This window comes from Actinomadura sp. HBU206391, from assembly GCF_014323665.1.
Taxonomy (GTDB): domain Bacteria; phylum Actinomycetota; class Actinomycetes; order Streptosporangiales; family Streptosporangiaceae; genus Actinomadura_C.
The window spans coordinates 64841-91548 of sequence record NZ_JABVEB010000010.1 but is presented as its reverse complement, the minus strand read 5'-3'; the positions used below and the strand labels follow the sequence as shown (position 1 = coordinate 91548).

Here is a 26708-nt window from a genome sequence, read left to right as displayed (position 1 = left end):
TCATTGCCGATCGATGATGACCGGGCACCTCTGTACTCGGTCGGGCAGGTCGCCGGGATGCTCCAGGTACAGCAGGCCTTCCTACGCCGTCTGGACGAATACGAGGTCGTACGACCGCAGAGGTCGACGGGCGGCCAGCGCCGTTACTCCCGCCGTGAGATCAGTCGTCTGCAGTACGTCGTCACCCTGGTCGACGAGGGCATGACCCTTGCGGCCATCCGGCGGGTTCTCGAACTCGAACACGAAGTCCGCGCGCTGAGGCAGGAGCTCGAGGCCGCTCGCCGGCGCATCGTCGAGCTGGAACGCCGCCCACCCCGCCGCTGACCCGGGCGACCTTACCGACCCTGCGGACCGCGACCGGCGCCGGCGCGGTCGCCCAGTTGCTGCACACCGCGATCGACGTGGGCATCGCCGGCGGCGCCCTGGCCGAGGCGGCGGAGTTCGTACGCACGACGAGAGCGCCGCTGCGGCGTCGCGGGGACCGGAGGCTCCGGTTCGGCATTCGCCTGCACGTCATCACCCGCGACACGGCCGACCAGGCCTGGGCCGAGGCACGCCGCCTGCTCGCCGCCCTCGCCCCGGCCGTCATCGAGAAGGTGCAGCAAGGCCTGAAGCGCAGTGAGTCCGAAGGCCGGCGCAGGATGCTCGAACTGCACGGCGGCGCCGGCCGTGCCCTTCGCCTCCGCGCAGCCGGTAAGTACTCTATTTAACAGGTAGGATTTATTGACGATTTCTCCCGCCACATGCTTGTATCGGGGAATGCGAGCCCTGCCCCTCCTCACCCGCCGCAGACACGTTGATCTCCTCCGGATCGCGGCCGACCTCTGCCGACGCTGACGACCACGACACATGCGTTGACGAGGGTTCATGACGCCCGCGGCCACCTCGCCTGCGCTGCGGACGGCGGACCTGGTGACGGACTCCGGTGAAAGGTGCTCAATGGCAACGATTCTGGCGATCTCTGGCAGCCCTTCGGCGATCTCGCGTACCCAGGGAGTGCTTCACCACGTCGAGCGCCGCCTGCGCGACGACGGGCACACCGTCACCTCCCTAGCGGTCAGGGAACTGCCGGCCGTGCCGCTGCTCGCGGGCGACAAGACCGATCCGGCGATTCGCGCGGTGGTGGACGAGATCGCGGCGGCGGACGCCCTGGTCGTGGCCACGCCGATTTACAAGGCCGCCTACACAGGGCTGCTGAAGGCGTTGCTCGACCTGCTCCCGCAGTACGCCTTCGCGGAGAAGTCCGTGCTTCCGCTCGCCACCGGCGGCACGACCGCGCACGTTCTGGCGATCGACTATGCGTTGCGGCCGGTGCTGACCTCGCTCGGGACCGCTCACGTGGCGCAGGGGTACTTCGTGCTCGACCGGTTCCTGACGGCGGCCGGCGCCGACGAGATCGTGATCGATCGCGCCGCCGGTGCGGCGCTGTTCGACATCGTCGACCGCTTCTCGTCGTCGCTGCGCGCCCATCGGTCCCTCGCTCCGGCCGGCTGACCGCAGGGTGTGACCTAGGCCCTAGTTAGGCCTGGTTTCGGGCTCCGGGGCCCTGTCCGGGAGCGGCCGGTCGATCGTACGTTTCGGCGGTGCGGGACAAAGGGTCTCTGAGCCGCCACGGTGATAGTGGCGAAGGCGCGGTCGGATACATCGCGGCGATCCTGCTGTTGGCCGGGATGACCGGAGCCGTCGTCACCAGCGGCATCGGGCAAGGGGTCTCGTCCACCATCGTCGCCGCGGTCTGCCGCGTCGCCGACGAGAACTGCGATCCCGCCGACCGGCGAAGCGGTGAAGCCGGGTCGAGGCCCTCGGTCACCCCGGCCCCTGCCACCCCCGCCCCGATCAGCCCTCCCCCGCAGGGGGGCCCGTCCCCGCAGGGGGCCCAGACCGCACAGCCGGCTCCGAGCCCGCAGGCGCCTCCGCCGCTGACCAAGACGCCCGAGCCCAAACCGACCTCCGCTGAGATCAAGGCCGCCAAGGCATTGGCCGCGCCCGGCCTGATCGGCGCCAACGACTGGAACTGCAAGCCGAACAAGGCCCATCCTCGCCCGGTCGTGCTGGTGCACGGCACGTTCTTCAACGGCACCGCCAACTGGTTCAGCACCACACCGACCATGGCCTTGAACGGCTACTGCGTGTACGCCCTCACCTATGGTGAACGGCCCGGCGTGCCGGCCCTGCGGGCCATCGCGCCGGTGCCCTACTCCGCCGAGCAACTGTCCACGTTCATCGACGGGGTGCTCGCCGCGACCGGCGCGGAAGAGGTGGACATCGTCGGTCACTCGCAGGGCGGCATGATGCCCCGCTACTACCTGAAGTATCTGGGCGGGGCCGACAAGGTGAACACCCTGGTGGGCCTCGCTCCGTCCAACCACGGCACGACGATGAACGGCCTGGCCGCGCTCGCCGAGAACTACCCGGGGGCGGCCGACGTCGTCGGCGACCTCTGCCCGGCCTGCGACGACCAGCTCGTCGGCTCGGAACTGATGAAAAAGCTCAACGAAGGTGGCGACACGGTGCCGGGAGTGAACTACACGGTGATCGCGACCAGGCACGACCAGCTCGTGACGCCGTACCAATCCCAGTTCCTCGAGGGGCCCAACGTCCACAACGTGGTCCTTCAGGACCTCTGCCCGACCAACGGCGCCGAGCACTTTCTGCTTCCGTTCCATCCGATCGCGATGAACGAGGTGTTCAACGCCCTCGATCCGCAGAACGCCAAAAAGACCAACTGCTGGTGATAACAGCAGGTGGCAGGCGGTAGGACGCAGCGGTAGGACGTGCGGCGGCGCCGAGGTCAGTCGACCAGGGATCGATGCGGCCTGAGCACGCAGAACTCGTTGCCCTCGGGATCGGCGAGAACGATCCAACTCTTGTCCGTGCCCTGCCCGACGTCCGCCGGACGGGCGCCGAGGGCGACAATGCGTTCCACCTCGGCTACCTGGTCGTCGGGGTCCAGGTCGATGTACAGCCGATTCTTGATCGTCTTCTCGTCGGGCACCCGCAGGAAGCACAGGCCGGGGTAACTCCGTTCGTCGGCGCCGACGATGACCTCGTCGTCCGACTCATGCAGGATCCGCTGGTCCAGAACCGCCGCCCAGAAGCGCACCAGAGTCCGGGGATCGTGAGAATCGACGCACAAGTGGTAGAACCGTGAACCCATCGCGCGATGCTATCGAGGCCCGCGACGCCGCGCCCAGGGCCCGCAATGGGCCCATCCCGGGTCCGGCACGGTCCGGCATGGTCCGTGCCGGGTCCGGCTCCGGGTCCGAGAGGGGGCCGCCCGGGTCCACACCGGCTCGCCGCGGCCTCTGTGAGACCGGGTGCTCGTGGAGCGTGCGGGGCTACTGGGCCAGCCCGATGACCTCTGCCTGCGGCAGGTCGGCGAGTGCCTTACCCGGCAGCAGGATCTTCGACCGCCGCAGTCCGCTGCCGATCACGACGTACGCCTCGTTCGCGACCGCGGTGTCGACCAGGACCGGCCAGTCCGCGGGCAGGCCGATCGGCGTGATGCCGCCGTACTCCATGCCGGTCGACGCGGTCGCCCGGTCCATGGGCGCGAACGAGGCCTTGCGGGCGCCGAGATGACGCCGTACGACTCCGTTGACGTCAGCCCGCTGCGTCGCGAGCACCATGCAGGCGGCATGGCCGGTCTCTCCGCCGCGCTTGGTCGTGATGATCACGCAGTTGGCGCTGACCTCCAGCGGCACGGCGTAGCGCTCGCAGAACGCGGCGGTGTCGGCGAGCTCGGGGTCGATCTCCGCCACCTGGGCGTCCATCTCCTCCCGTACGGCCCGCGCCACCGGATCGGCGAGCAGATCCGGTCTGCCGGCCGCGGGAACCCAGTCGAGACTGCCGATCATTCGCACCACCCACCAGGAGAGAACCGATGCGCACCGGGGCGCGGCGTGGTCGGCACGGGACCACCCGCGGAGCGCCGCCGCGACGCATGGACGTCGGGTCAGATCCTATGACCGGTGCGCCGCACACCGTAGATCGGGCCCGGTGGGGCCGACGGGCCCGCCGTGGCCGGCTGAGTCGCGCCCGTACGAGATGGCCTGGTCCGGACCTCGCCCCCATTCCGCACTACAGGGAACGTTCCATTACGGGTGCTAGTGTGCTATTAGCTCCGTATGGGATTCGCTCGGACGCAGGACTAGGAGGTGAGGCTCGTCATGGACAGCCAACCTCCCAGTTGCCACTGAAGGCCTTACGTCGTCCGGTTGTGTGCGACCCGCAGGTGTGAGCGTCGTAGCTTCGGCCGCCGTGGGCACCGTGATCCAGTGCTCGAACCCGCCTCTCGCTTCGGAGAACCGTCATGTCCGACTGGCGTGCACGCGCGTTGCGTCCGCTCAAGCGTTCCTCCCGGCCGAGCGGCCATCAGGGCCTGCGGCACCAGGCCCCTGAACGCTCGATGGATCCCCGGGTGGCCGACCTGGATAGGCCCGTCGAGAGCAGCGTGATCGACGCCGCGGTCTATGTGGAGGGCAAGCGGCGCAAGTCACCGGCGACCCTGGCCGACACGTACCGGTCGCTGCGCGAGACCCCGGACGCCATGGCATGGATCGGGCTCTACCGCCCGGCCGAGGACCAGCTCCTTTCGCTGGCCGAGGAGTTCGAGCTGCACGAACTGGCCGTCGAGGACGCCATCGTGGCCCATCAGCGCCCCAAGCTGGAGCGCTATGGCAACACCCTCTTCGTGGTGCTGCGCGCCGCCCGCTATGTCGACGATCTCGAAGAGGTCGACTTCGGCGAGCTGCACATCTTCGTCGGTCACGACTTCGTGTTGACGGTCCGCCACAGCGAGGCGCCGAACCTGGCCGTGGTGCGAAGCCGGGTGGAGGAGGACCCCGACCTCATCGCGAGCGGCCCCGAGGCGGTGCTCTACGCGATCTTGGATGCCGTCGTCGACGGATACGCTCCGGTCGTCGCGGGCCTGCAGAACGACATCGACGAGATCGAGACCGAGGTGTTCGGCGGGGATCCGGGGGTGTCGCGGCGCATCTATGAGCTCTCCCGCGAGGTCATCGAGTTCCAGCGGGCCACCCGCCCGCTGCTCGGAATGCTCGAGGCGCTGACCGCCGGCTTCGACAAGTACGGCACCGACGAGGAACTGAGGCGCTACCTGCGCGACGTCGAGGACCATGCGACCACCGTGGTGGAACGTGTGGACGGGTTCCGGCAGATGCTGCAGGACATCCTCACGGTCAACGCCACGCTCGTGAGCCAGGCCCAGAACGAGGAGATGAAGCACCTCACCCGGGCCAGCTACGCCCAGAACGAGGAGGTCAAGAAGATCTCCGCGTGGGCGGCCATCCTGTTCGCGCCCACCCTGATCGGCACCATCTACGGCATGAACTTCACGCAGATGCCCGAGTTGAAATGGGTCATGGGCTACCCCTTCGCGGTCGCGCTCATGGCAGTGGTCTGTACGAGCCTGTACCTGGTCTTCAAGCGTCGCGACTGGCTCTGACCCGCGCCGCCCTGCGCCCGCGCGGATGATCTAACCGGCAATTCACGCCGCGTCACGCATTTTCCGCTGAGTCCAGCAATCCCGAATATCGTGCATATCCCGGACATCGGTCCAGCGTCGCGATGATGTCATCGTGATGACATGGGCAGTTGAACGCGTGGTCGGGCGAAGCGCCCGCTGAGGCCAATGGGTCCTCACGTAACCGCCTCGAGGTTCCTGGAAAGGTAACTTTGAGGTCGAGTAACTGTCGGCACCTGCACGATGCGCGGTTGGCGTCCCGCTGCGGTGATAGTTTTCGCAATGCCGAGGTGAGTAGGGTCGGTAATAGCCCGGATAGGCAGTTCTGTTGGATCTGACCAACCCGTTCCGCAGCTTGCACGACACGCCGACGAGTGACGAGGAGTAGCCGCTGCGGCAGGTAGTGATAGACCAGTTATGACTCGGCTGAATCATCGCTGTCCGTACCTCTAAAGGGGCGGCGGCTCATCTCGGTCCAAATCAAGAAACAGGAGAAGAAATGCGAAACTGGATGAAGAACGCTGGGCACGTTGCCCTCGTCGGGGCGGGATTCTTCGCCATCGGCACTGGCATCGCCAGCGCCGACGTGAGCGACACCAGCAACAGTCTTCTGAGCGGCAACCAGGTCGAGGCGCCGGTCTCCGCACCCGTCAACGTGAGCGGAAACGCCCTCGGTCTGATCGGGGGGCACGCCACCGCCCGCGGGACGAGCCAGAGTCAGCCCACCAGCGCCATGCGCCTGGCCGAGGGCGGCATGATGACCTCCAGCCGCCACAGCGTGCTGAGCGGCAACCAGGTCAAGGCGCCCGTCAGCGTCCCGGTCAACGTCTGCGGGAACTCGGCCGCGGCGATCCTGAGCGTCGCCCGTGCGTCCTGCGCGCAGGACGCCGCCGCGAGCGCACCGATCCCGGCGTGCGGCAACGCGTACGGGACGTTGCACGTCAAGAAGTGGACCGCATGCGAGAGCGCTCCGATCGCCCCGGCCCCGGTCCCGGCTCCGGCCGCTCCGACGAGCGTCTGCCAGCCGGTGCCCCCGGCGGTGAAGGCGCCGTGTGAGGACGCTCCGGCCGCTCCGGCCGCTCCCACCAACGTCTGCCAGCCGGTGCCCCCGGCGGTGAAGGCGCCGTGCGAGGACAGCTCTTCGATCAGGACCCTGCCCGCCACCGGCCCGTTCAACGTGACGAGCATGGCTGTTCCGACCCGTAGGCAGCACACTGCCGCGCAGGAGGTCATGACCTACGAGAAGCTGACCAACGTCCGCCAGGCCGCCGGCTCGCTCGTGGACGGCCAGAACCACATCGCCGTGCCGACTGCGGAGTAAGTCCGCTCGATCGCGGGTCGATCATCACCGTGGCACGAGGCGCATGTTCAGAAAATCAATCGTGCCATAAGTTGCGGGTGCTGAGCCGAAAGTCGGCTCGGCACCCGCACCGCTTTGTGCACGCTGTTCTCCATGGCACTACCGCCGCAGGTTCTCGTCATGCGAACCGTCGGCCGATCCCCTCGTACGCGCCTTCGTAACGCGCATCCACCGCGCGCATTCACTGCAGGCCTTTACCCACGGGCTTTCGCCAACGCGCTTTTCTCAGGTCCCTTTGCCAAGGCGCCGTCAGCACGCGTCTTAGCAATGGGACTTTGTCAGGGCCTTTGCCGAGCTGTTCTTCCCCGCGCCGGCTCATGCCGACAGCGGCGGCAGGGGGCGGGCTGCGACCTTCACGACTTGAGCCGACCACCTCCGCACGGTCGCCAACGCTGATAGCTTTTCAGCGTTTTGGCCGTGTTCCGCCGTAATCTGGCGACGAACCGGGTGGGGAGAGGTTCGGTTGGCGCAGGTCAGGTGGCGGGATCGGGCGCGCTACTGGTTCGACAACACGATGTCGAAGGGCACTCCGGCGCTGATCGGATGGCTGGCCCTGGCCTCAGGGGTGCTGATCCTGGTCGTCGCCTCCATGGTGACGGTGTTGGCACCGCAGGACGCGCACGAGAACGGGAACTGGCCGGGGGTGTTCTGGCGGAGCCTGCTGCGCACGCTCGACCCGGGGACCATGGGCGGCGACGCAGGCACGGCGCCGTTTCTCGCGCTCATGCTGGCGGCCACGGTGGGCGGCATCTTCATCGTCAGTGCTCTCATCGGCGTGCTCACCACGGGCCTCGAGGCCAAGATCACTGAGCTCCGAAAAGGCCGCTCGATGATCGTCGAACGTGATCACACGGTGGTGCTGGGCTGGTCGGACCAAGTGTTCACCGTCGTGGCCCAACTGGCTGAGGCGAACCAGAGCCAGCGCCGGTCCTGCGTTGCGATCCTGGCCGACCACGACAAGGTCGACATGGAAGAGGCGATCAAAGCGCGGGTGCCCGACCTCGGCAGCACCCGGGTCGTGTGCCGCAGGGGCAACCCGCTCAAGATCGCCGACCTCGAGCTGATCAGTCTGGGGACCGCGCGGTCGATCGTCGTGGTGTCTCCGCCGGTCGACGACCCCGACACGCATGTCATCAAGGTGCTGCTGTCGCTCGGCGCCCGGTCGTGGGGGCACCGCCGCCCGCACGTGGTGGCCCCGGTGTCGAAGACGGCGAACCTGCCCGCGGCGCGGCTGGCCGGCGGCCCGACGGCGCACGTCGTCGACGCCGACGACATCGCGATCCGGCTGATCGTGCAGTCGCACCGCCAGTCCGGGTTGTCGACGGTCTTCACCGAACTGCTGGACTTCGCCGGGAACGAGTTCTACCTCGTGTCCGAGCCGACGCTGGTCGACCTGACGTTCGGGGAGGCGCTCCACGCGTACGAACTCGGCATCCCGGCGGGGCTGCGTCATGCCGACGGCGGCGTGTCGGTGAATCCGCCGATGGACACCGTGATCAAGGCCGGCGACGAACTGATCGTGCTGGCGGAGGATGACCTGCTCATCCGCCTGGCCAGGGGGCGGTCGCCGATCATCGAAGAGGCGATCGCCACGGCCGCGCCGCAGCCTCCCGCATCCGGCCGCACCCTCATGATCGGCTGGAACAGCCGCGCTCCGAAGATCATCAGTCTGCTCGACAGCTTCGCGCAGCAGGGTTCGGTCCTCGACATCGCGGCGCTCTGCGACGACCCGAGGGCCGCTTCCGAGGAGCTGCGGAACCTGACGATCGAGTTCACCGCCTGCGACCCCACCGACCGCACCAAGCTCGAAGGTCTCGCGGTCGACTCCTACCAGCACGTCATCGTGCTCTCGGACGACTCCTTCGACGCTCAGCACGCCGATGCCAGAACGCTGGTCACGCTGCTCCACCTGCGCGACATGGAGCGGAGCCTCGGCAACCCCTACTCCATCGTCAGTGAGATCAACGATGACGCCAACCGAGAGGTCGCCCAGGTCACGAGGGCCGACGACTTCGTGGTCAGCGCCAAGCTGATCAGCCTGCTGCTGACCCAGCTCAGTGAGAGCGAGTATCTCTACGACGTCTTCGTGGACCTGCTCGACCCCTCCGGGTCGGAGCTCTACCTCAAGCCCGCGGGCGACTACCTGCGGCCGGGCGTCTCGGCCAACTTCAGCACGGTCATCGAGATTGCCCGAAGGCGCGGCGAGACCGCGCTCGGCTACCGCCGGGGCGCGCTCTTCCACGAGCCCCCGTCGTACGGCATAGTCCTCAACCCCGCCAAGGACACCGAGCTCACGCTGTCGGCCCAGGACCACGTCATCGTGCTCGCCGAGGACTGAGACAGACAGAGCCCGGGACCGGGACCGGTACTGAGACCGGGACCGAATCGCCGGCGACGCTGAGCCGCCCGTTCCGCCGCCGTGACCGGTCAGCGGTGTGCCGAGAACCAGCCGAGGAACTCCTCGTTGTCGAACATCCGCGCGGTTTCCTCGGCGGAGGGGCGCCCCGCGGTCGGGTCGGCTCCGGCGTCCAGCAGAGCGCGGACCACGTCCGGCTCCTTCTTGAAGACGGCCCCGGCGAGCGGCGTCTGGCCACGGTCGTTGGCCCGGCCCGGGTCGGCTCCCCGGGCCAGCAGAGCCCGCACCGTGCCCGCGTGCCCGTGGTAGGCGGCGAGCATCAGCAGGGTGTCGCCCTTGTCGTTGGTGAGGTCGACCGGAACCCCGGCGTCGACATAGGCGGCCAGTGGTTCGGTGTCGCCCTGCCGGGCCAGATCGAAGACCCGCCCTGCCAGCTCCACGGCTTCCGGGTCGAATTCGACGTCGTCCACTCCACCATCCTGACATCCGCGGGTCCGCCGGGATGTGCCGGTGCCGTGGCGCTCGGCTCCCGGCGTCGGTCGTCGTGGGCCGGCCGGGCGTCGTGCAGTGGTCGGAACAACTGCATGATCACGGCAGAGAAGGCTCTGGCGTGATCATGCACTTAGGCGCCGTAGCCGTCGTCGTCCACAAAGTCGGCGTCGTGCGTGAAATCGGTCGTCGTACGCAAGGTCGGCGTTGTGCGCCGGTCAGTCGTCGTGCACCAGGAGGTTAAGCAGCCAGCTCACCACGCCGACGACGATGGCGCCCCAGAAGGCTGCCCAGAAGCCGGCCACGTGGAACGGCAGGTCCAGTTTCCCGGCCACCCAGCTGGTCAGCCAGAGCAGCAGACCGTTCACCACGAGCGCGATCAAGCCCAGGGTGAGGATGTAGAAGATGCAGCCGAGCTTCTTGACGATGGGCTTGAGAAACCCGTTGACGAGCCCGAAGATGACCGCGACCACGAGCAGGGTGCCGATCCGCTTGGCGGTCGTATCGGTCGTGACGTTGATGCCGTCGACCACCACGGTCGCCACCCAGAGGGCGACCGCGGTGACGATCACGCGTATCACGGTCTTCACAGGACGATCCTGACATGACGCCGATTCGAGAGAACACACCAGGTGGTCACGACCGGTGCCCTGGCCGGTCCGGCGATGCCGGCCGGGGGCCTCCCCGCCTCGGATACGGCGAACAACTGCATGATCACGGCGGAGAGATCTCTGCCGTGATCATGCACTTGTCGCGCACCGGCCACCAGGGGACGTCCGTGTCGTTATTTCTCGGAGGAGTCCGGTCCAGATTTCTCGGAGGAGTCCGGTCCAGGTCCCGATTCCGGCGCGGGCGCCGGCGTTTGCACGGGTACGACCACCGCGCTGGTCTTGCCGTTCTCCGCGGAGCCGTTCGGGCTCATGGTCGACAGCAGGTGCCGCGCGACGCCGAGACCGGTGCCGCCGAGAGTGAGCGCCTTGGCGAGCATGTCCTCGATGCCCTCGGCGCCGTTCAGCACGACCATGTGGTCGACGTTGCCGAAGGCCTTGGAACCGGCCGCGACGATCTCGGCCCAGTTCTCCGCCAGCTGCTGTGCGATGACGGCTTCCTGGTTCTGGGCCAGGGCCTCTGCGCGCGCCTTGATCGCGTCTGCCTCGGCGAGGCCCTTCGCCTTGATGGCCTCGCCCTCGGCGAGTCCCCTCGCCCGAGCCGCGGCGGCCTGCGCCTCACCGTTCACCCGGATCGCCTCGGCGTCGGCCTGCGCCCGCTTGATCTGGGCTTCCCGTGCCGCCTCGGCGAGCGTCACGGTCTCGTACGCCTTGGCGTCGGCGGGCTTGCGGATCGAGGCGAGCAATTGCATCTCCGCCCGCTCGGCCTCGAGTTCGGCGGCCTTGGTCTCCTGTACGACGACGTGCTGGCGGGCCTCGGCCTGGGCGAGCGGACCCGCCTGCTCCTGCCGGGAGGTGGCCGCGTCGATCTCGGCCTGGGCGGCCCGCTGCTTGATCGCGCTGTCCCGGATCGCGGCCGCGTTCAGGGCTGCGGCCTCCTGCTCGCGCTGGGTCGCCTCCTGGTTCCGCTCGGCCTCGGCGATACGGGCGGCGGACGCGATCTTGGCGGCGTGCGGGCGTCCGAGGTTGGTGATGTAGCCGGTGGAGTCGTCGATCTCCTGTATCTGCAGCGAGTCCACGACCAGGCCCAGCTTGCTCATCTCGTCGGCGGCCGAACCGCGCGCCTCGCTGGTGAGGCGCTCGCGGTTGAGGATGAGGTCCTCGACGGTCAGATTGCCGATGATCGAGCGGAGGTGACCGGTGAACAGCTCGTGGATGGCCCCGTCCATCGACTTCTGCTGCTCCAGGAAGCGGCGTGCCGCGTTCGCGATGGAGACGGTGTCGTCGCCGACCTTGTAGATCACCACACCGCGCACGTGCACGGGGATGCCCTGTTGCGTGACGCAGGAGACCTCGAGGTTGGCGGCGCGGCTGTCCAGCCGTAGCCTGCGCGCGCTCTGAAAGCCCGGGAGCACCAGGGTGCCCTTACCGCTGACGATCTTGAATCCGAGGCTGTCGGCGGTCTCGATGTTCTTGGAACGGGCGCCCAGCCCCGAGATGATCAGGGCCTCGTTCGGCTCGGCCACGCGCCAGACCAGCTTGAAGAGAATGATCAGCGCGACGAACCCGATGGCACAGATCGCTGCGATCACCACGACCGGCATCGCTCCTCCTGTATTGGGTTATGTTTCCGCAAGTCGTCAAATAGACGTTTGTGCGACGTAAACGGTTCGCGGTGGGTGGTACTCAATGACCACAATGATCGCGCCAACGATGATCTCGTCTCTCGGATCGACCGAGTGGGCGTAGAACGCCTCGACGCCGCCCCGGATCGGGATCATGACCTCACCGACCAGGCCGGGTCCGATCTTTCCGGTCACCCTGCCCTGTTTCCCGACCACAGCGTCTCCCGCATTCTGTTTTCGCACCTTGAGTTGCGGCGTGTCGTTGGCCTGACCGCCCAATGACCAACGACACGCCGCAAGTCAACGCTCAGCACGCTCCAGGCCCCGCTTCGCCGCCTTTCCGCGCATTGGAACGCTATCTGTAGTGGGACATTTCGCGCGACCGTGAACCCCGTGGCCGTGAACCCGTGACCGCGAACTACGGGAGAGCTACGGGAGGATGCGCTGGGCCTGCCGGTGGGCCTGGCGGGCTATCTGCTCGGCTTCCGCGCGGGTGACGTTCGGGCCGTACAACGTGATGGTGGCGAGGTAGCCGCGGGCCTTCAGCACGACGTACCACGTCTTGACGTGTGAGGTCCCGCTGGTCGTGGCCACCCCGACGGTGCGCGAGCCGTCACCGAGTTCACCCCGTGCCTCCACCACCCGATGCGTCGACCACTGATCGCCGACGCGGGCCTTGAAGGAACGGCAGGCCGGCGCCACCCTGATCCGCACCTGGCGATCGGCCGTCTCGGCCGAGACCCTCATCAGCGTCTCTGTGACGTTCTGGCCGTTGCTCTTGGCGAACGTGGTGATCGCGGCGGGCGCGGCCTGCTGGGCCTTGTCGAAGTCGGGGGCGGTGTTCGCGCACTGCGGCTTGTCCAGTTTCACCTGGGCCTGCAGCCGGTTGAAGTTCTGGATCGCGTCGAGCGCCCCGTACTCGCCGGAGTCGGGTTCGCCCGCGCGCTGATAGCCGGACAGCTCGGTGAGCAGCGCCTGCTGGAGCTGATCGGAGGTGTAGCCGGTACCCGGCGGGGGGTCGGCGGCGGTCTCCGCGTCTCCGGAGGTGTCCCCGCCCCCGCACGCCGCCGCACAGACGCCCACCAGCATGACGGCCGCAGCGACTCGTAGTGCCGGCTGGACTCCTCGTAGCTGGACCCCTGATACCGGCTGGAAGCGACCCCGCATGGGGGCGACCCTACGCGGATCACGACTTACCCGCCGATGCGACACGCGCGGCGACAGGCAGCGGGTGACGGCCGGGTCAGCCGACGGCCGCGCGCTCGTTGTAGACGCCGGCGTAGTCCTGCCCGGAGAGCTTCTGGATCATTTCGACGATCTCGTCGGTGATGGCGCGCCGTGCCTTGGCCGGAGGCAGATCCCGGTAGTGCGCGAAGTCCATGGTCGGGCCGATCCGGACGGTCGCCCGGACGCCGATCCGCGGCCACCTCGCTCCGACGGGCTGGATCCGCTGGGTCCCTTCGAGACCGATCGGCAGGACGCTGGCGCCGGAGGTCAGCACCAGCCAGCCCACCCCGGTACGGCCACGGTAGAGGCGCCCGTCCTCGGACCGGGTGCCCTCGGGGTAGATCGCGAAAGCGCCGCCGGTGTCGAGGATCTCGACGGCCTGCTCCAGCGCTCCCATCGCCGCCCGCTGCGCGCCGCGCTTGACGGCGACGTGGCCAAGGGAGCTGAGGAACCAGCGGACGAACCAGCCCTTGAGCCCCTTGCCCTCGAAGTAGGACTGCTTGGCGATGAAGGTCACCGGCCGGGGGATGGCCAGCGGAATGATGAAGCTGTCGATGAACGACAGGTGGTTGCTGGCGACGATCAGCGGGCCGTGCGAGGGGACGTTCTCGGCGCCCTCCACACGGGACCGGAAGAGCGACCGCAGGATGGGGCCCACTACTCGGCGCAGGAACTTCTCGAACACACAGCCTCCAGAATCCGCACGGTCAGCCTAAGGGCGACTCACGAGTAGGTGATAAGCCGGGCCGTTACTTCCGGAGAGTGACGGCAACAGGTGTGCATTTGGTCAAAACCGGACTATCATCATCAAAAGGTGGCAAACCACCGGCTACGGAGGATCTGCTCACGGAGGACCTGCCGCTGAGGCGAGGAGGAACGATGGCCCTGACCGATCGGCTGAGCACGCTGCCGCTACGGCTTCCCCGAGCCCGGGGCCTGATCTCGGTGGAACGCGACCTCCCCGTGCAGATGCCGGACGGCGTCACACTGCTCGCCGACCGTTACACGCCGGCCGGGGCCGAACGGGCGCCGGCGATCCTCGTCCGCAGCCCCTACGGGCGTCGCGGCGTCGCCGGGCTGATCAGCGGGATCCCGTTCGCCTACTTCGGCTACCAGGTCGTGGTGCAGAGTGCTCGCGGCACCTTCGGCTCCGGCGGTGAGTTCGATCCGCTGGCGGAGTACGACGACGGCCTGGCCACCGTCAACTGGCTCAAGCGGCAGCCGTGGTTCAACGGATCCTTCGCTACGTACGGCGCCAGCTATCTCGGCTACTCCGCGTGGGCGACGGCGGCCGCGGCCGGCCCCGAGCTCAAGGCGATGGCCACGTCGGTATCGGCCTCGCAGTTCCGTGAGGCCGCGTACGTGGGCGGGGCGTTCGCCCTGGAGTCCACCCTCAGCTGGATCGACATCACCGCCCGCTCCGAGCAGCCGTTCGGCCTGCTGTCGGCGGGCCTGCTGTCGCGACGTCGCGCAGGTCGCGCGGCCCGGTCGGGCCGGCCGCTGGCCGAACTCGACGCGCTGACCACCGGCGCCGAGGTCCCGTTCTTCCAGAACCTGCTGACCAGTCATGAGCCGGGCGCCGCCTTCTGGGACAATCGTGACTTCAGCCACACGGTGGGCGACGTCACCGCGCCGGCCAGCATGGTCGGCGGCTGGTACGACACCTTCCTGCCTTGGCAGATCAAGGACTACATGGCACTGCGGAAGGCCGGCCGGCGACCGTACCTGACCGTCGGCCCGTGGTGGCACGCGGACGCGCGGCACGTCATGGCCGCGATCCGCGAGTCCCTCGGTTTCTTCCAGGCCCATCTGCGCGGCGACTACTCCAAGATCCGGGCGAATCCGGTACGGCTGTTCATCACCGGTGCCGGCGAGTGGCGGACGTACCAGGACTGGCCGGTGCCCGGCATGCGGCCGCAGCGCTGGTTCCTGCAGCCGGGCCACGGGCTCGGGGAGAGCGGCCCGGCCGACTCCGTGCCGGACGTCTACCGTTATGACCCGGCGAACCCGACGCCGTCCCTGAGCGGCCCCACCCTCATGGGCAGCGCCAAGCCGGCCGATCACCGCCCGCTGGAACGCCGCCCGGACGTGCTGGTCTTCTCCAGCCCGGTGCTGCGTTCGGATCTGGACGTCATCGGGCCGGTGACCGCGGATCTGTTCGTACGGTCCGACCGCGAGCACACCGACTTCGTCGTCCGCCTCTGCGACGTCTCCCCGGACGGCGCGTCACTCAACGTGTGCGAGGGTGGTCTGCGGCTGCGGCCCGGCGAGCCCGCGGCGGACGCCGACGGCGTACGCAAGATCCATGTGGAGCTCTGGCCGGCGGGGCACCGCTTCAAGCGCGGTCACCGGATCCGGGTCCATGTGACCAGCGGCGCCTACCCCAAGGTGGCGAGCAACCCGGGCACGGGGGAGCCGCTGGGCACCGCGGCCGTCATGGTCACGGCCGACCAGGAGATCTTCCACGACCCCGACCACCCGTCGGCCATCGTCTTGCCGGTAGTGCCCTCCTCCTGAGACTCTCGTGGTCGGCCGCGGCTCGGCGCGGGCTGCGGACGACCACGAGATCAGAAGGCTCTCGTGATCGGCCGCGGCTCGGCGCGGCTGCGGACGACCACGAGATCAGATTCGTTCCGGGCCCGCGCGGTCAGAGCCTGCGCACCACGATCCGGCCCGAGTCGCCGCCCGAGGCGACCAGCGTTCCGTCATCGGAGATCTTGACGCCGTACGTGCGTCCGGTCCCCCCGGACTCGGGCCGGCGCCCGAACGCGGGATCGCTCTCCCGGCTCGTCGCGTCGATCACGTCCGTCAGCCCGCGCCGCCCGACGGCCAGCATCTTCCCGTCGGCCGAATAGGCCCAGGCGTAACAGTCGTCCCAGCGGTCGGTCCGGTACGGGGCGGGGAAATGCCATGCCAGGGTCCCCGTCTCCAGGGAGAAGGCGCCCGGGCCCTGGACGCTCTCGGGGTTGACCACCAGCAGGCCCTCGGACGGGTCGAAGCCGATCCGGTGGACCGGCCGGTCCACCGCGAACCGGTGTACGGCCGTGCCGTTCTCCACGTCCCAGACCTCGAGTTCGGTCACCGCCGGGTCGTCCTGGCTGTAGATCGAGCCCTTGCCGTGGACCAGGGCCAGCAGGCGCCCGGACGGCGAGAGGGCGCCCGCCCTGCACTCGAAGGACGATCCCGCGGTGGACGTCTCGAACACGGTGCGCCAGTCGGGGTCGAGCACCCGCACGCGGTCACCGGTGTCGAAGACCAGCAGCCGGCCGCGGGCCCGGTCCCAGGAGGGACGTACGCGGAACGGATTGAACCGCGAGTCCCGGAACTGCCGGTAGCGGGCCAGGGTGCGGATGGCCCCGGTCGCGATGTCCAGGACCCGGGTCTCCTCGTTCAGCGCGTACACGATCCGCTGCCCGCCGGCGTCGAAGAGCACCGCGTGCAGGAACGTCTGGCGCTTCGGCGACGACTCCGAGCCGGCCTGCGGTTCCTCGGCGCGGAGCAGCCGGCGGTGGCCGGTGGCGACGTCCACCAGGTGGATCTCGGCGCCGTACGCCTCCTTGAGCGTCGTCGCGACGACGAGCGTACGGCCGTCCGGCGACAGGTCGAACGCCTCGGCGGGGGACCGGTTCGGCACCAGGAACTCCAGCACCACGTCGCCGCGTGCCGCACCGGCGACGTCGGCGACGTGGCAGAAGCCTTCGCGCATCTTCTTGTCACGGGCCTTGTCGAAGGCGCGCACCGCCAGGTGGTCGGTGTCGACGTCGAGATCCTTGACGGTCTCGCGGGGGGATCTGCCCTCGGCCCACGCCGTGCCGATCAGGCGTCGGCCGTCCAGCCTGACGCGGTAGAACCTCGGCTTAGAGGGGTCTGACGAACTCAGCGTCGTCTCGATGACGGTCATGCGAGAGCAAACTACCGTCACCCTGCGACAGTGCCCGAGCCGTCGCCCGCGCGCCGGGAACCGCTCGGGAGAGGACCACGGGTCGGGACGAAGCGGACCTCGGCCCCGGGGCGGGTCTGCGCCGCGGCAGCGAGGTCGGCAACGGGCACGACGCCGATCACGGGATACCCGCCGGTGGTCGGGTGGTCGGCCAGGAACACCATCGGGCATCCGTTCGGGGGCACCTGAACGCCACCGAGCACCATGCCCTCGCTCGGCAGCTCCCGGTGGACGGCGCGTTCCAGCGCGTGGCCCTCCGTGCGCAGCGCGATCCGGTTGCTCGCCCCGGCCACCTGGAAGCGGGCCGCGGCCAGGCCCGCCAGCGCGTTCTCGGTGAACCAGTCGTCCCGGGGCCCGAGCACCAGCCGCAGCACCAGATCCCGGGCGGGCGCCGACACCGGAACCGCGTCGACGGGGCCCGGCGGGCCGGTGGTCCGGCCGAGCGGCAGCAGATCGTCGTCGGACAGCGGGGGCGGCCCCAGCCCCGAGAGCAGATCGGTGGCGCGGCTGCCGAGCACGGGCTCGACGTCCACGCCGCCCGAGAAGGCGACATAGCCGCGCAGGCCATGGGTGGCGGTCCCCACGTCGAGCACCGCGCCCGCCGGCACGTGGACCGGTGCGCCCCAGGCGACCGGACGGCCGCTCAGGCGTACCGGCGCGGGCGCACCGGTCACCGCGATCGTGGTGGCCGTGCGCAGCCGCACCGCCGTCCCGGTGAGCGTCGTCTCCAGGGTGGCCGCCGACTCCGGGTTGCCGACGAGCCGGTTGGCCAGCCGGTGCGCCGGCTCGTCGAGCGCGCCTGAGCGCGGCACGCCGAGGTGGGCCACCCCATGCCGTCCGAGGTCCTGCACCGTGGTGAGCGCGCCCGCCCGTACGACCTCGATCATCGGCTCACGCGCGCCATCGGCATCGGTCCACGGGTCATCGGTCCACGGGTCATCGGGTCACTCGTCGTCGGTCCACGCGTCATCCGTCCACGGGCACGAAGCGCACGCGGGTGCCCGGCACGAACAACGTGGCCGGTTCGCGCGCCGGGTCCCACAGCACCAGATCGGTGCGGCCGATGAGCCGCCAGCCGCCCGGCGACGAGCGCGGGTAGACGCCGGTGTACTTCCCGGCCAGGCCGACCGACCCGGTGGGGACGGCGGATCTCGGTGTGGCCAGGCGCGGCATGTCATAACGCTCCGGCAGCCCGGTCAGATAGCCGAACCCGGGCGCGAAGCCGCAGAAGGCCACCCGGAACTCCACCGACGCGTGCACCCGGGCCACCTCGGCCACCGGCACCTTCCACTGCGCCGCGACGTCCACGAGGTCATCGCCGTCGTATCGGGTGGGCACCTCGACGAGCGCGCCGTCGCCCGCGGTCTGGTCGGGGATGTGCCATCCCGGAAGGTCCCGTGCGAGCGAGCCCGGATCGTCGAGCCCGTCCAGCAGGACGGTGCGGGCGGCCGGGACGACCTCGCCGACGGAGGGCATCGTGCCGGCGGCGCGCCGCCGGGCGATCTCGGCGTGCAGCGCCTGCACCTCGCCGTCGGAGCCGACCTCGACCAGCAGCGCCCGTGTTCCCACCCGCAGCACTCTCATGCGAAGGGCTCCACGCCGGTGCCGGCCTCGGACAGCGCCGCACGGATCCGGCGGGCCAGTCGCGCGGCTGAGGGCGTGTCACCGTGGACGCAGAGCGATCGCGCTTCGACGGGCACGCGTTCACCGGTGATGGCGACGACCACGCGCTCGCGCGCCATGCGGACCGACCGCGTCACGACCTCCTCCTCGTCGTGGAGGACGGCTCCGGCCTCGCGGCGCGACACCAGCGTGCCGGCCGCCGTGTAGGCGCGGTCGGCGAACGCCTCCCTGACCGTGGGCGACCCGGCGACCTCGGCGGCGCGGTGCAGCGCGGAACCCGGCAGCCCCAGCACCGGCAGCGACGGGTCGGCCCGCCGGATCCCCTCGATCACGGCGGCGGCCTGTTCCTCGTCGCCGACCACCCGGTTGTACAGCGCCCCGTGCGGCTTGACGTAGGCCACCCGCGAGCCGGCCGCCCGGGCGAACACCTCCAGCGCGCCGATCTGGTACGTCACCTCATCGGCCAGTTCGCCGGGGGGCACGTCGATCGCGCGGCGGCCGAAGCCGGCCAGGTCGCGGTAGGAGACCTGCGCGCCGATGCGCACACCGCGCTCGGCCGCGCGGGCGCACACCCTGCGCATGATCGAGGGGTCGCCGGCGTGGAAGCCGCACGCGATGTTGGCACTCGTGACGATGTCGAGCAGGGCCTCGTCGTCGGTGAGGGTCCACCGGCCGAAGCCCTCCCCGAGATCGGCGTTGAGATCCATCACCGCCCGCGTCCGGTCCTGACCATCGGAGGCAGGCCGTTCACGGTCGTCCGGGTGGGTGTTCAGGTGATCGTCCAGGGTCATGCCTCGGCCTCCCGCATCCGGTCGGTGATCTGGGCCTGCGCGGTGTCGAGGTAGTCGCCCAGCTCCAGCTCCGCGGCCGCGAGGTCACCGGCGGCCAGCAGGTCGGCGATGACCCGGTTGCGTCGCAGGTACGGCCCGTGGAACTCACGCGGCGACGGCATCACGTGGAACGCCAGCCGCAGCTCGGCGAGCAGCCGGCGCATGAACTCGTCGATCCGGTCGCTGCCGGCCATCTCGGCCAGTGCGCGATGGAAGTGCAGGTCCGCGGTGGCCACCGCGGGCCATTCCCCAGCGGCGGCGGCCCGCTCGCCCTGCGCCACCGCCTCGTGCACCGCCGCGAGCCGGTCCGGGGCGGCGGTCGTCGCGCCGCGCAGCCCGGCGGCCTCGAGCGCCCTCCGTGCCGTGTAGACGTCGATCACGTCACGCACTGTGAGCTCGCGGACCGCCACGCCCCGGTTCATCTCGTACGTGAGCAGGCGCTCCTGGATGAGCAGCCGGAACGCCTCGCGCAGCGTGTTGCGGGAGATGCCGAGGATCGTCGCGATCGCCGCTTCGGAGAGTCTCGTGCCTGGCACGAGGTCACCCTCGGCGATCCGCGTGCGCAGCACGTCGGCGACCCGGTCCGCGGTGCTGGTCCGGGCCAGGAGGTGTCGATCCGCGGTCAGCCCCTCAACGGCTTGCGGGCTCGGTGCTGGCAGGGCCGCTCTCCTCTTCGTGGTGGTGACCTCAGTGGTGGTGACCTTCGTGGTCGTGGCTCTCGTGCTCGTGCTGCGTCGCTCGGTCACGTCGCTCGATCGGCGTGGTCTTCACTTCACCAGTTAACGCAACGTGGCGCCCAAATCTTTACATGGCTGACACATTGCCTCCTTGTGGGATTGTTGAACAATACTTTAACCTCTCGGTCAACTTCCCTCGACCCCGTATGGGACAGGACACCAGCACCAAAAGGGGCGTCCGTATGATCGTTCTACTTGGCGTGGCCGTCGTCATCCTCGGCTTCGCCACCAAACGCAATCCGCTACTGGTCGTCGCGACCGCCGGGATCATCACCGGACTGCTCGGCGGTCTCTCGCCGCAGAAGGTGCTCGCGGCGTTCGGCGACGGCTTCGCCTCCAGCCGGTCGGTGACGATCTTCGTCATCACGCTGCCGGTCATCGGGCTCTTGGAGCGCTATGGCCTGCAGCAGCAGGCCCGCAATCTCATCGGCAAGTTGACCGGTCTCACCACCGGGCGCTTCCTGACGCTGTACCTGTTCATCCGGCAGGCCACCGCGGCCCTCGGGCTGACCAACATCGGCGGCCCGGCGCAGTCGATCCGCCCGCTGGTCGCGCCGATGGCCGAGGGCGCGGCCGAACGCCGCCACGGGCCGCTGCCCGAACGGGTCCGCGAGAAGGTCAAGTCCTACTCCGCCAGTGCCGACACGGTCGGCCTGTTCTTCGGTGAGGACATCTTCATCGCCATCGGCTCGATCCTGCTCATCACGGGTTTCGTGAACACGACCTACGGCACCCACCTCGAGCCCCTGCACCTGGCGCTCTGGGCCATCCCCACCGCGATCTGCGCCTTCCTCATCCACGGATACCGGATGGTGGCGCTCGACCGCTGGCTGGCGCGTGAGATGAAGGCGGAGATCACCCCCAAGGAGACGGCCAAGTGATCAAGTCCGAGTGGTTCTACTGGCTGATCGGCGCGATCTTCCTGATCATGGCCGTACAGATGTTCTTGGACCGTACCAATCCCAAGAGGTACGGCACGGCCGCCTTCTGGGGGCTGCTGGGCGTCGGGTTCGTCTATGCGAGCTGGGTCGTCGACGACAAGGCCCCGCCCGAGCCTCTCGGCGTCGCGGTGCTCGCGATGGCGGTGCTCGGCGGCTTCGGGCTGACCGGCCGGGGCGAGCGCAGGACGACGACCTCCGAGGAGCGGGAGGCATCGGCCCGGCGGCTGGGCAGCCGGCTGTTCATTCCGGCGCTGACCATCCCCCTGGTGGCGGTGCTGTGCGCGACCGTGCTCAAGGGCAAGAGCCTCGGCGGCGACCTGATCCTGGAGAAGGGCAGCGAGACCATCCTCGGGCTCGGCTTCGGCGCCATCGCCGCCCTCATCGTCGGCATGATCATTCTGCGTGAGCGCCGGGTCGTCACCCCGGTCAACGAGGGACGATCGCTGCTCGAGGCGATGGGCTGGGCCATGCTGCTGCCGCAGATGCTCGCCACTCTCGGCAGCCTGTTCGCCACCGCCGGGGTCGGCAAGGCCGTCGGCCGGATCACCGAGAACGTGCTGCCCAGCGGTCAGACCTACATCGCGGTCGCGGTCTATTGCATCGGCATGGCGGCGTTCACCTTCATCATGGGCAACGCCTTCGCCGCGTTCCCGGTCATGACCGCGGCGATCGGCTGGCCGGTGCTGGTGCAGGGTGCGGGCGGCGACCCGGCCGTGGTGCTCGCCGTTGGCATGCTCGCCGGCTTCTGCGGCACCCTCACCACGCCCATGGCGGCCAACTTCAACATCGTCCCCGCCGCCCTCCTGGAGCTGAAGGACCAGTACGGACCGATCAAGGCCCAGATCCCGACGGCGATCCCGCTGCTCGCCTGCAACATAGCCATCATGGCGATCTTCGCCTTCTGAGCGAAAACCTGAGAGGAGAGCGATGACCCGGGTACTGCTCACCGGCTTCGAGCCGTTCGGCGACTCCACGGTCAATCCATCGTGGCAGGCGGTGCGGCTGGCCGCGGCCACGCCGCCGGAGGGAGTCTCGCTGACCACCGCCGTACTGCCGGTGGTCTTTCACGACGCCAACGAACGTCTGCGCGCGGCGGTCGAGGAGTCGGGCGCCGAGGTGGTCGTCTGCGTCGGCCAGGCCGGCGGCCGGGCGGGCGTCACCGTCGAGCGCGTCGCCATCAACCTCGACGACGCCCGCATCCCCGACAACGCCGGCGGGCAGCCCCTGGACGAGCCCGTCGTCGCGGGCGGCCCGGCCGCGTACTTCGCCACCCTGCCGGTGAAGGCGTGCGTGGCCGCCGTCCGCGCGGCGGGCCTGCCCGCTTCGGTCTCGCACACCGCGGGCACGTACCTCTGCAACCATGTGTTCTACGGCCTGATGCATCTCATCGAGACCGAACGGCCGCACGTGCGCGGCGGCTTCGTGCACGTCCCGTACGCCCCCGAACAGGTGCCGGGCGGTGACGAGCCGTCGATGTCCGCCCCGGCCATCGCCGCCGCGCTGACGGCCATCCTCTCCGCCGCGGTCACCACGACCGCCGATCTGAAGGTCACCGGTGGCTCCCTCCACTGATCCGCGGCCGAGCGTCGCCGATCTCGCCCCCCGCCTCGCCCGCCTGGCCCTGGACAACGTGACGCGGGAGTTCCCGAACGCTCCCCAGCACCTGGTCAAGGGACCGGACGACGTGGCGCTGCCGCGCGTGCACCATCCGGCGTTCTACGGCTCCTACGACTGGCACTCGGCCGTGCACATGCACTGGCTGCTGATCAGGCTGCTGCGCAGGCACCGAGAGGTGATCGACGAGGCCGCTGTGCGGGAGGTGCTGGACCGGCACCTGACGGCCGGGCACCTGGCGACGGAGGCCGCCTACCTGCGCGTCCACCCCACCTTCGAGCGGCCCTACGGCTGGGCCTGGCTGCTCGCCCTGGCCGCTGAGTGCGGCTCTGCCGGTGCGGACGGCGCCCGGTGGGCCGACGCGCTGCGTCCGGCGGTCACCGCGGTGGCCGGGCTCGTCGAGGGCTGGCTGGCCAAGGCGACCTATCCGGTACGCCACGGCGTGCACGGCAACAGCGCGTTCGCGCTGGGGCTGGTGCTCGACTCGGCAGAGGAGGCGGGTTGCGCGCAGCTCGTCCCCTTCGTCTCGGACGTCGCCCGGCGCTGGTTCGGCGCCGACCACGACTACCCGGCGGCCTGGGAGCCGTCCGGGCACGACTTCGTGTCGCCGGCCCTCACCGAGGCGGACCTGATGCGGCGAGTGCTCCCCCGCGATGAGTTCGCCGGCTGGCTGTCGGAGTTCCTGCCGGGACTGGTGCGTGGCGAACCGCAGGCACTGCTGGAGCCGCCGACCGTGTCGGATCCGCATGACCCGCACATCGGGCACCTGATCGGGCTGGCGCTCAGCCGGGCCGCCGCGTTGCGGGCGATCACCGCCGCGCTGCCGGGCGACGACGAGCGGATCCCGCTGCTGGGCGCCGCCGCCGAGGCACAGCTGAACGCCGGTCTGCCCCAGGTGGCCGCCGGCGACTTCACCAGCGATCACTGGCTCGCCACGTTCGCCGTCATGGCCCTCGAAACCCCGGCCCCTTTGCCGGGGGAGGGGTGATCCGTGCGGATGTGAGTCATGCGATGCGTCGCGGCGCACTAACGTTCTGAACATGACCGTTCCCCGGGTCGCCGTCACCGTCGACCTCGTCGTTCTCACCGTGCGCGAGCAACGGCTCTGCGCGCTTACGTGGCGGCGAGATCGTTCGCCGTTCGACGGGTGCTGGTCGCTGCCGGGTGGATTCATCCAGCTCGACGAGGATCTGCCCGGGGCCGCGGCCCGGCTGATGGCCGAGCGCGCAGGGCTCGCCGACGTGCGGATCCACCTGGAGCAGCTCGCGACGTACGGCTACCCGGACCGCGACCCGCGGCAGCGGGTCGTGAGCGTGGCCTATCTCGGCCTGGCGCCCGACCTGCCCGCGTCGAGCCGGGCCCAGGTGCTGTGGATCGCCGTCGACGATCTGATGGAGCGCGACCGGGCGGCGTTCGACCATCGCCGGATCCTGCTCGACGGGGTCGAGCGGGCCCGCGCCAAGCTGGAGTACACCTCGCTGGCCGCGGCCTTCTGCCCGCAGGAGTTCACCGTGGCGGAGCTGCGCCGGGTCTATGAGATCGTCTGGGGCACTCCGCTCGACCCGCGGAACTTCCACCGCAAGGTGACCGGCGCCGATCGGTTCCTGATCCCCACCGGCCGCAGGACCACCCGCGACGGAGGCCGCCCGGCGCAGCTCTACACGCGCGGCGACGCCGAGCAGCTCCGCCCGCCGATGCTCCGGCCCCGGTCCTGTCTCCCGGTACGGAGCGTTACTCCGTAAAGTGGGGCTGACCCAACTTCGCGCTCCCTGGGGAGGGACAACGGTGTCCGAGTCAGCCACCCCTCGTTTCCGTACCGTGCTGGAGCGGATCGCCGCCTACAAGCCCGGCAAGATCGTCGTGTCGCCCGGCGGCAGGTCGTTCAAACTGTCGTCCAACGAGTCGCCGTACGGCCCGCTGCCCTCGGTCGTCGAGGCCATCGCCGCGGCGGCCCTCCAGGTGAACCGCTACCCCGACAACGGCTGTACGGAGTTGATCGAAGCGCTGGCCGCCAGACACGACGTGCCCGCCGACCACATCGCCGTCGGCTGCGGCTCGGTGGGGGTCGCGCAGATGCTGCTCGAAGCGGTGGGCGAGCCAGGCGCCGAGATCCTGTACGCGTGGCGCTCGTTCGAGGCCTACCCGCTGCTCGTCGACCTGGTCGGCGCGACGTCCGTCCAGGTGCCGCTCGTCGACGAGACCCATGACCTGGCGGCGATGGCCGACGCCATCACCGAGCGCACCCGCCTGATCTTCGTCTGCAACCCGAACAACCCGACCGGCACGGTCGTCCGGACGGCCGAGTTCGAGGCGTTCCTCGACCGGGTGCCGGGTGACTGCCTGGTGGTGCTCGACGAGGCCTACCGCGAGTACCTCCGCGACGAGCAGACCCCGGACGGGCTCGCCTTCTACCGCGACCGGCCCAACCTGGCGATCCTGCGGACCTTCTCCAAGGCCTACGGCATGGCGGGTCTGCGGACCGGCTACCTCATCGCGCACCCGGCGGTGGCCGAGGCGGCGCGCAAGACGTTCCTGCCGTTCAGCGTCAACAGCATCGCGCAGGCCGCCGCCGTCGCCTCACTGAACGCCGAGGGCGAGCTGCTGGAACGGGTCGAGGCGACGGTCAAGGAGCGTGACCGGGTGCGGGCCGCCCTGCTCGCGCAGGGCTGGACGGTCCCGCCCACCGAGGCCAACTTCGTCTGGCTCCGGCTGGGCGCCGACACCCTCGACTTCGCGGCCGCGTGCGAGGCGGCCGGCGTGAGCGTCCGTCCCTTCGCCGGCGAGGGCGCCCGCATCTCGGTCGGTTCACCTGACGAGAACGACGCGTTCCTGGCCGTCGCGGAGTCCTATCCGCGACGGCACTGACCACGACGCCACCGACCACGACGCCGCCGACCGCGACGCCGCCGACCGCGACGGCCCGTCACTTCACCGCGACGGGCTCGGGCGTGACCGCCACGGGGATCTTCGTCCGGCGTTCGGTCGACACGACCAGACCGACGCCGGCGATGATCACTGCGCCGCCGAGCAGGGTGGGCCAGGTGACGGGCTCGCTGAGGACGAGCGCGCCGAGCCCCACCGCGACGGCGGGGTTGACATAGGCGTACGTGCCGACGAGTGAGATCGGCGCGTTCCCGAGCAGCCACACGTACGAGGTGAAGGCGATGAGCGAGCCGAACGTGATGAGGTAGGCCAGCGCCAGCCAGGACCGCATGGAGATCTGGGAGAGGTCGAAGCTCTCACCCTTGGTCGCGCTGAGGACGAGCAGCGCGAGCCCACCCGCGGCCATCTCGTAGACGCTCGCGACGAAGCTGTTCCCCGGCATGGGCAACCGGCTCGACAGGAAGGAGCCGACCGACCATGACAGCGCCGCCAGCAGGATGACGGTGATGCCGACGGCGCTTCCGGCGCCGCCGTCGCTGAGCAGCGACAGCAGCGCCACCCCGGTGAAGCCGGTGACCACTCCGGCGACCGTGGCGAGGGGAGGCCGGTCGCCGCTGAGCCGGCGGAAGACCACCAGCCACAACGGCACTGACGAGACGAGCAGCGCCGCCATCCCCGTCGAGATGTGCTGTTCGGCGACCGACACCATGCCGTTCCCGCCCGCGAGCAGGAGCAGCCCGACGAGGGTGGCCGAGCCGAGCCCACGCGGGGAGACGCGGAGCACTCCGGGCCCGGACCGGATCATGAGCACGATGGCGAGCAGCACCGCCGCGGCGAAGAAGCGGATGGCGCCGCTGAGCAGCGGGGGGAATGTCTCGATGACGATCCCGATGCCGAGATAGGTCGACCCCCACACGATGTAGACGACGAAGAGCGCGGCCCACCCGGCCGAGCTCATGGTCCGGGTGTCAGGAGTCGTTGTCGTCATGG

28 protein-coding genes are annotated in these 26708 nt (G+C 69.6%); 14 read left to right on the top strand and 14 right to left on the bottom strand.

What is annotated here, in order from left to right; genetic code table 11:
* Positions 1-3: 3 nt before the first annotated feature.
* The 4 genes from HKK72_RS07080 (at position 4) to HKK72_RS07065 (ending at position 2735) form a co-directional block, all read left to right on the top strand.
* On the top strand, positions 4-324 hold the full coding sequence (locus HKK72_RS07080) for a MerR family transcriptional regulator (RefSeq protein ID WP_261986616.1): 321 nt from the start codon (positions 4-6) through the stop codon (positions 322-324).
* On the top strand, positions 321-710 hold the full coding sequence (locus tag HKK72_RS07075) for an LLM class flavin-dependent oxidoreductase (protein ID WP_187233446.1): 390 nt from the start codon (positions 321-323) through the stop codon (positions 708-710). The genes HKK72_RS07080 and HKK72_RS07075 overlap by 4 nt, the downstream gene beginning before the upstream one ends.
* 229 nt (positions 711-939) lie before the next feature.
* Positions 940-1494 (top strand): NADPH-dependent FMN reductase, encoded by a 555-nt coding sequence (ssuE, locus tag HKK72_RS07070; protein WP_187233433.1) that lies wholly within the window; start codon positions 940-942, stop codon positions 1492-1494.
* Between the two features lie 89 nt (positions 1495-1583).
* A complete protein-coding gene (locus tag HKK72_RS07065; RefSeq protein ID WP_315987121.1) occupies positions 1584-2735 on the top strand; it encodes an esterase/lipase family protein in 1152 nt (383 codons plus the stop codon).
* Between the two features lie 56 nt (positions 2736-2791).
* On the opposite strand, the gene HKK72_RS07060 is transcribed toward HKK72_RS07065, so the two are convergent.
* Entirely contained in the window at positions 2792-3157 is a 366-nt protein-coding gene (locus tag HKK72_RS07060; RefSeq protein WP_187233432.1) for a VOC family protein, read from the bottom strand.
* Between the two features lie 181 nt (positions 3158-3338).
* Positions 3339-3857, bottom strand: coding sequence for a YbaK/EbsC family protein (locus HKK72_RS07055; RefSeq protein WP_187233431.1), 519 nt, complete (start codon positions 3855-3857; stop codon positions 3339-3341).
* Positions 3858-4312: 455 nt separating this feature from the next.
* On the opposite strand from HKK72_RS07055, the gene HKK72_RS07050 reads away from it, so the two are divergent.
* The 3 genes from HKK72_RS07050 (at position 4313) to HKK72_RS07040 (ending at position 9183) form a co-directional block, all read left to right on the top strand.
* Positions 4313-5467 carry a magnesium and cobalt transport protein CorA gene (locus HKK72_RS07050; protein WP_187233430.1) on the top strand — a complete coding sequence of 385 codons (1155 nt, stop codon included), beginning with the start codon at positions 4313-4315 and terminating at the stop codon, positions 5465-5467.
* Between the two features lie 517 nt (positions 5468-5984).
* Complete coding sequence (locus HKK72_RS07045; protein ID WP_187233429.1) at positions 5985-6806, top strand: chaplin; 822 nt, start codon at positions 5985-5987, stop codon at positions 6804-6806.
* 502 nt (positions 6807-7308) lie between these two features.
* On the top strand, positions 7309-9183 hold the full coding sequence (locus tag HKK72_RS07040) for a CASTOR/POLLUX-related putative ion channel (RefSeq protein WP_222720424.1): 1875 nt from the start codon (positions 7309-7311) through the stop codon (positions 9181-9183).
* A gap of 89 nt (positions 9184-9272) precedes the next feature.
* On the opposite strand, the gene HKK72_RS07035 is transcribed toward HKK72_RS07040, so the two are convergent.
* From HKK72_RS07035 to HKK72_RS07010, 6 genes are all read right to left on the bottom strand, one after another.
* The gene (locus HKK72_RS07035; protein ID WP_187233428.1) at positions 9273-9671 is read right to left on the bottom strand and encodes an ankyrin repeat domain-containing protein; all 399 of its coding nucleotides are present in this window, start codon (positions 9669-9671) and stop codon (positions 9273-9275) included.
* A 237-nt stretch (positions 9672-9908) separates the two neighbouring features.
* Positions 9909-10280, bottom strand: a complete 372-nt coding sequence (locus HKK72_RS07030) for a phage holin family protein (protein WP_187233427.1) — start codon at positions 10278-10280, stop codon at positions 9909-9911.
* A 194-nt stretch (positions 10281-10474) separates the two neighbouring features.
* Positions 10475-11902, bottom strand: a complete 1428-nt coding sequence (locus HKK72_RS07025; protein WP_187233426.1) for a flotillin family protein — start codon at positions 11900-11902, stop codon at positions 10475-10477.
* Positions 11903-11938: 36 nt separating this feature from the next.
* On the bottom strand, positions 11939-12202 hold the full coding sequence (locus HKK72_RS07020; protein ID WP_222720442.1) for a hypothetical protein: 264 nt from the start codon (positions 12200-12202) through the stop codon (positions 11939-11941).
* A 150-nt stretch (positions 12203-12352) separates the two neighbouring features.
* A complete protein-coding gene (locus HKK72_RS07015; RefSeq protein ID WP_187233425.1) occupies positions 12353-13090 on the bottom strand; it encodes a hypothetical protein in 738 nt (245 codons plus the stop codon).
* Positions 13091-13166: 76 nt separating this feature from the next.
* The gene (locus HKK72_RS07010) at positions 13167-13835 is read right to left on the bottom strand and encodes a lysophospholipid acyltransferase family protein (protein ID WP_187233424.1); all 669 of its coding nucleotides are present in this window, start codon (positions 13833-13835) and stop codon (positions 13167-13169) included.
* Between the two features lie 194 nt (positions 13836-14029).
* On the opposite strand from HKK72_RS07010, the gene HKK72_RS07005 reads away from it, so the two are divergent.
* Entirely contained in the window at positions 14030-15667 is a 1638-nt protein-coding gene (locus HKK72_RS07005; protein WP_187233423.1) for a CocE/NonD family hydrolase, read from the top strand.
* Between the two features lie 130 nt (positions 15668-15797).
* On the opposite strand, the gene HKK72_RS07000 is transcribed toward HKK72_RS07005, so the two are convergent.
* The 5 genes from HKK72_RS07000 to HKK72_RS06980 form a co-directional block, all read right to left on the bottom strand.
* Positions 15798-17051, bottom strand: coding sequence for a WD40 repeat domain-containing protein (locus HKK72_RS07000; protein ID WP_187233422.1), 1254 nt, complete (start codon positions 17049-17051; stop codon positions 15798-15800).
* 17 nt (positions 17052-17068) lie between these two features.
* A complete protein-coding gene (locus tag HKK72_RS06995; protein WP_187233421.1) occupies positions 17069-17977 on the bottom strand; it encodes a biotin-dependent carboxyltransferase family protein in 909 nt (302 codons plus the stop codon).
* 79 nt (positions 17978-18056) lie between these two features.
* The gene (locus HKK72_RS06990) at positions 18057-18674 is read right to left on the bottom strand and encodes a 5-oxoprolinase subunit B family protein (RefSeq protein ID WP_187233420.1); all 618 of its coding nucleotides are present in this window, start codon (positions 18672-18674) and stop codon (positions 18057-18059) included.
* Complete coding sequence (locus HKK72_RS06985) at positions 18671-19420, bottom strand: LamB/YcsF family protein (RefSeq protein ID WP_222720437.1); 750 nt, start codon at positions 19418-19420, stop codon at positions 18671-18673. Before HKK72_RS06985 ends, HKK72_RS06990 begins: the two co-directional genes overlap by 4 nt.
* A gap of 80 nt (positions 19421-19500) precedes the next feature.
* Positions 19501-20289, bottom strand: coding sequence for a GntR family transcriptional regulator (locus HKK72_RS06980; protein ID WP_315987120.1), 789 nt, complete (start codon positions 20287-20289; stop codon positions 19501-19503).
* Positions 20290-20462: 173 nt separating this feature from the next.
* Here HKK72_RS06980 and HKK72_RS06975 point away from each other — a divergent pair, with 173 nt between their 5' ends.
* Genes HKK72_RS06975 through hisC form a run of 6 tightly spaced genes read left to right on the top strand, consistent with a single transcriptional unit; the run spans position 20463 to position 25700 of the window.
* The gene (locus tag HKK72_RS06975) at positions 20463-21161 is read left to right on the top strand and encodes a DUF969 domain-containing protein (protein ID WP_187233418.1); all 699 of its coding nucleotides are present in this window, start codon (positions 20463-20465) and stop codon (positions 21159-21161) included.
* Positions 21158-22126 carry a DUF979 domain-containing protein gene (locus HKK72_RS06970; protein WP_187233417.1) on the top strand — a complete coding sequence of 323 codons (969 nt, stop codon included), beginning with the start codon at positions 21158-21160 and terminating at the stop codon, positions 22124-22126. The genes HKK72_RS06975 and HKK72_RS06970 overlap by 4 nt, the downstream gene beginning before the upstream one ends.
* Before the next feature lie 22 nt (positions 22127-22148).
* Positions 22149-22793: a pyroglutamyl-peptidase I gene (gene pcp, locus HKK72_RS06965; protein WP_187233416.1), complete on the top strand. Its 645-nt coding sequence runs from the start codon at positions 22149-22151 to the stop codon at positions 22791-22793.
* Positions 22777-23823 (top strand): DUF2891 domain-containing protein, encoded by a 1047-nt coding sequence (locus HKK72_RS06960; protein WP_187233415.1) that lies wholly within the window; start codon positions 22777-22779, stop codon positions 23821-23823. The genes pcp and HKK72_RS06960 overlap by 17 nt, the downstream gene beginning before the upstream one ends.
* A 52-nt stretch (positions 23824-23875) precedes the next feature.
* Positions 23876-24577 carry an NUDIX hydrolase gene (locus HKK72_RS06955; protein WP_187233414.1) on the top strand — a complete coding sequence of 234 codons (702 nt, stop codon included), beginning with the start codon at positions 23876-23878 and terminating at the stop codon, positions 24575-24577.
* 43 nt (positions 24578-24620) lie between these two features.
* Positions 24621-25700 (top strand): histidinol-phosphate transaminase, encoded by a 1080-nt coding sequence (gene hisC, locus HKK72_RS06950; protein WP_187233413.1) that lies wholly within the window; start codon positions 24621-24623, stop codon positions 25698-25700.
* Positions 25701-25758: 58 nt separating this feature from the next.
* Here the strand turns inward: hisC and HKK72_RS06945 are convergent, their stop codons facing one another.
* Positions 25759-26706, bottom strand: a complete 948-nt coding sequence (locus HKK72_RS06945; RefSeq protein ID WP_187233412.1) for an EamA family transporter — start codon at positions 26704-26706, stop codon at positions 25759-25761.
* Positions 26707-26708: the final 2 nt, after the last annotated feature.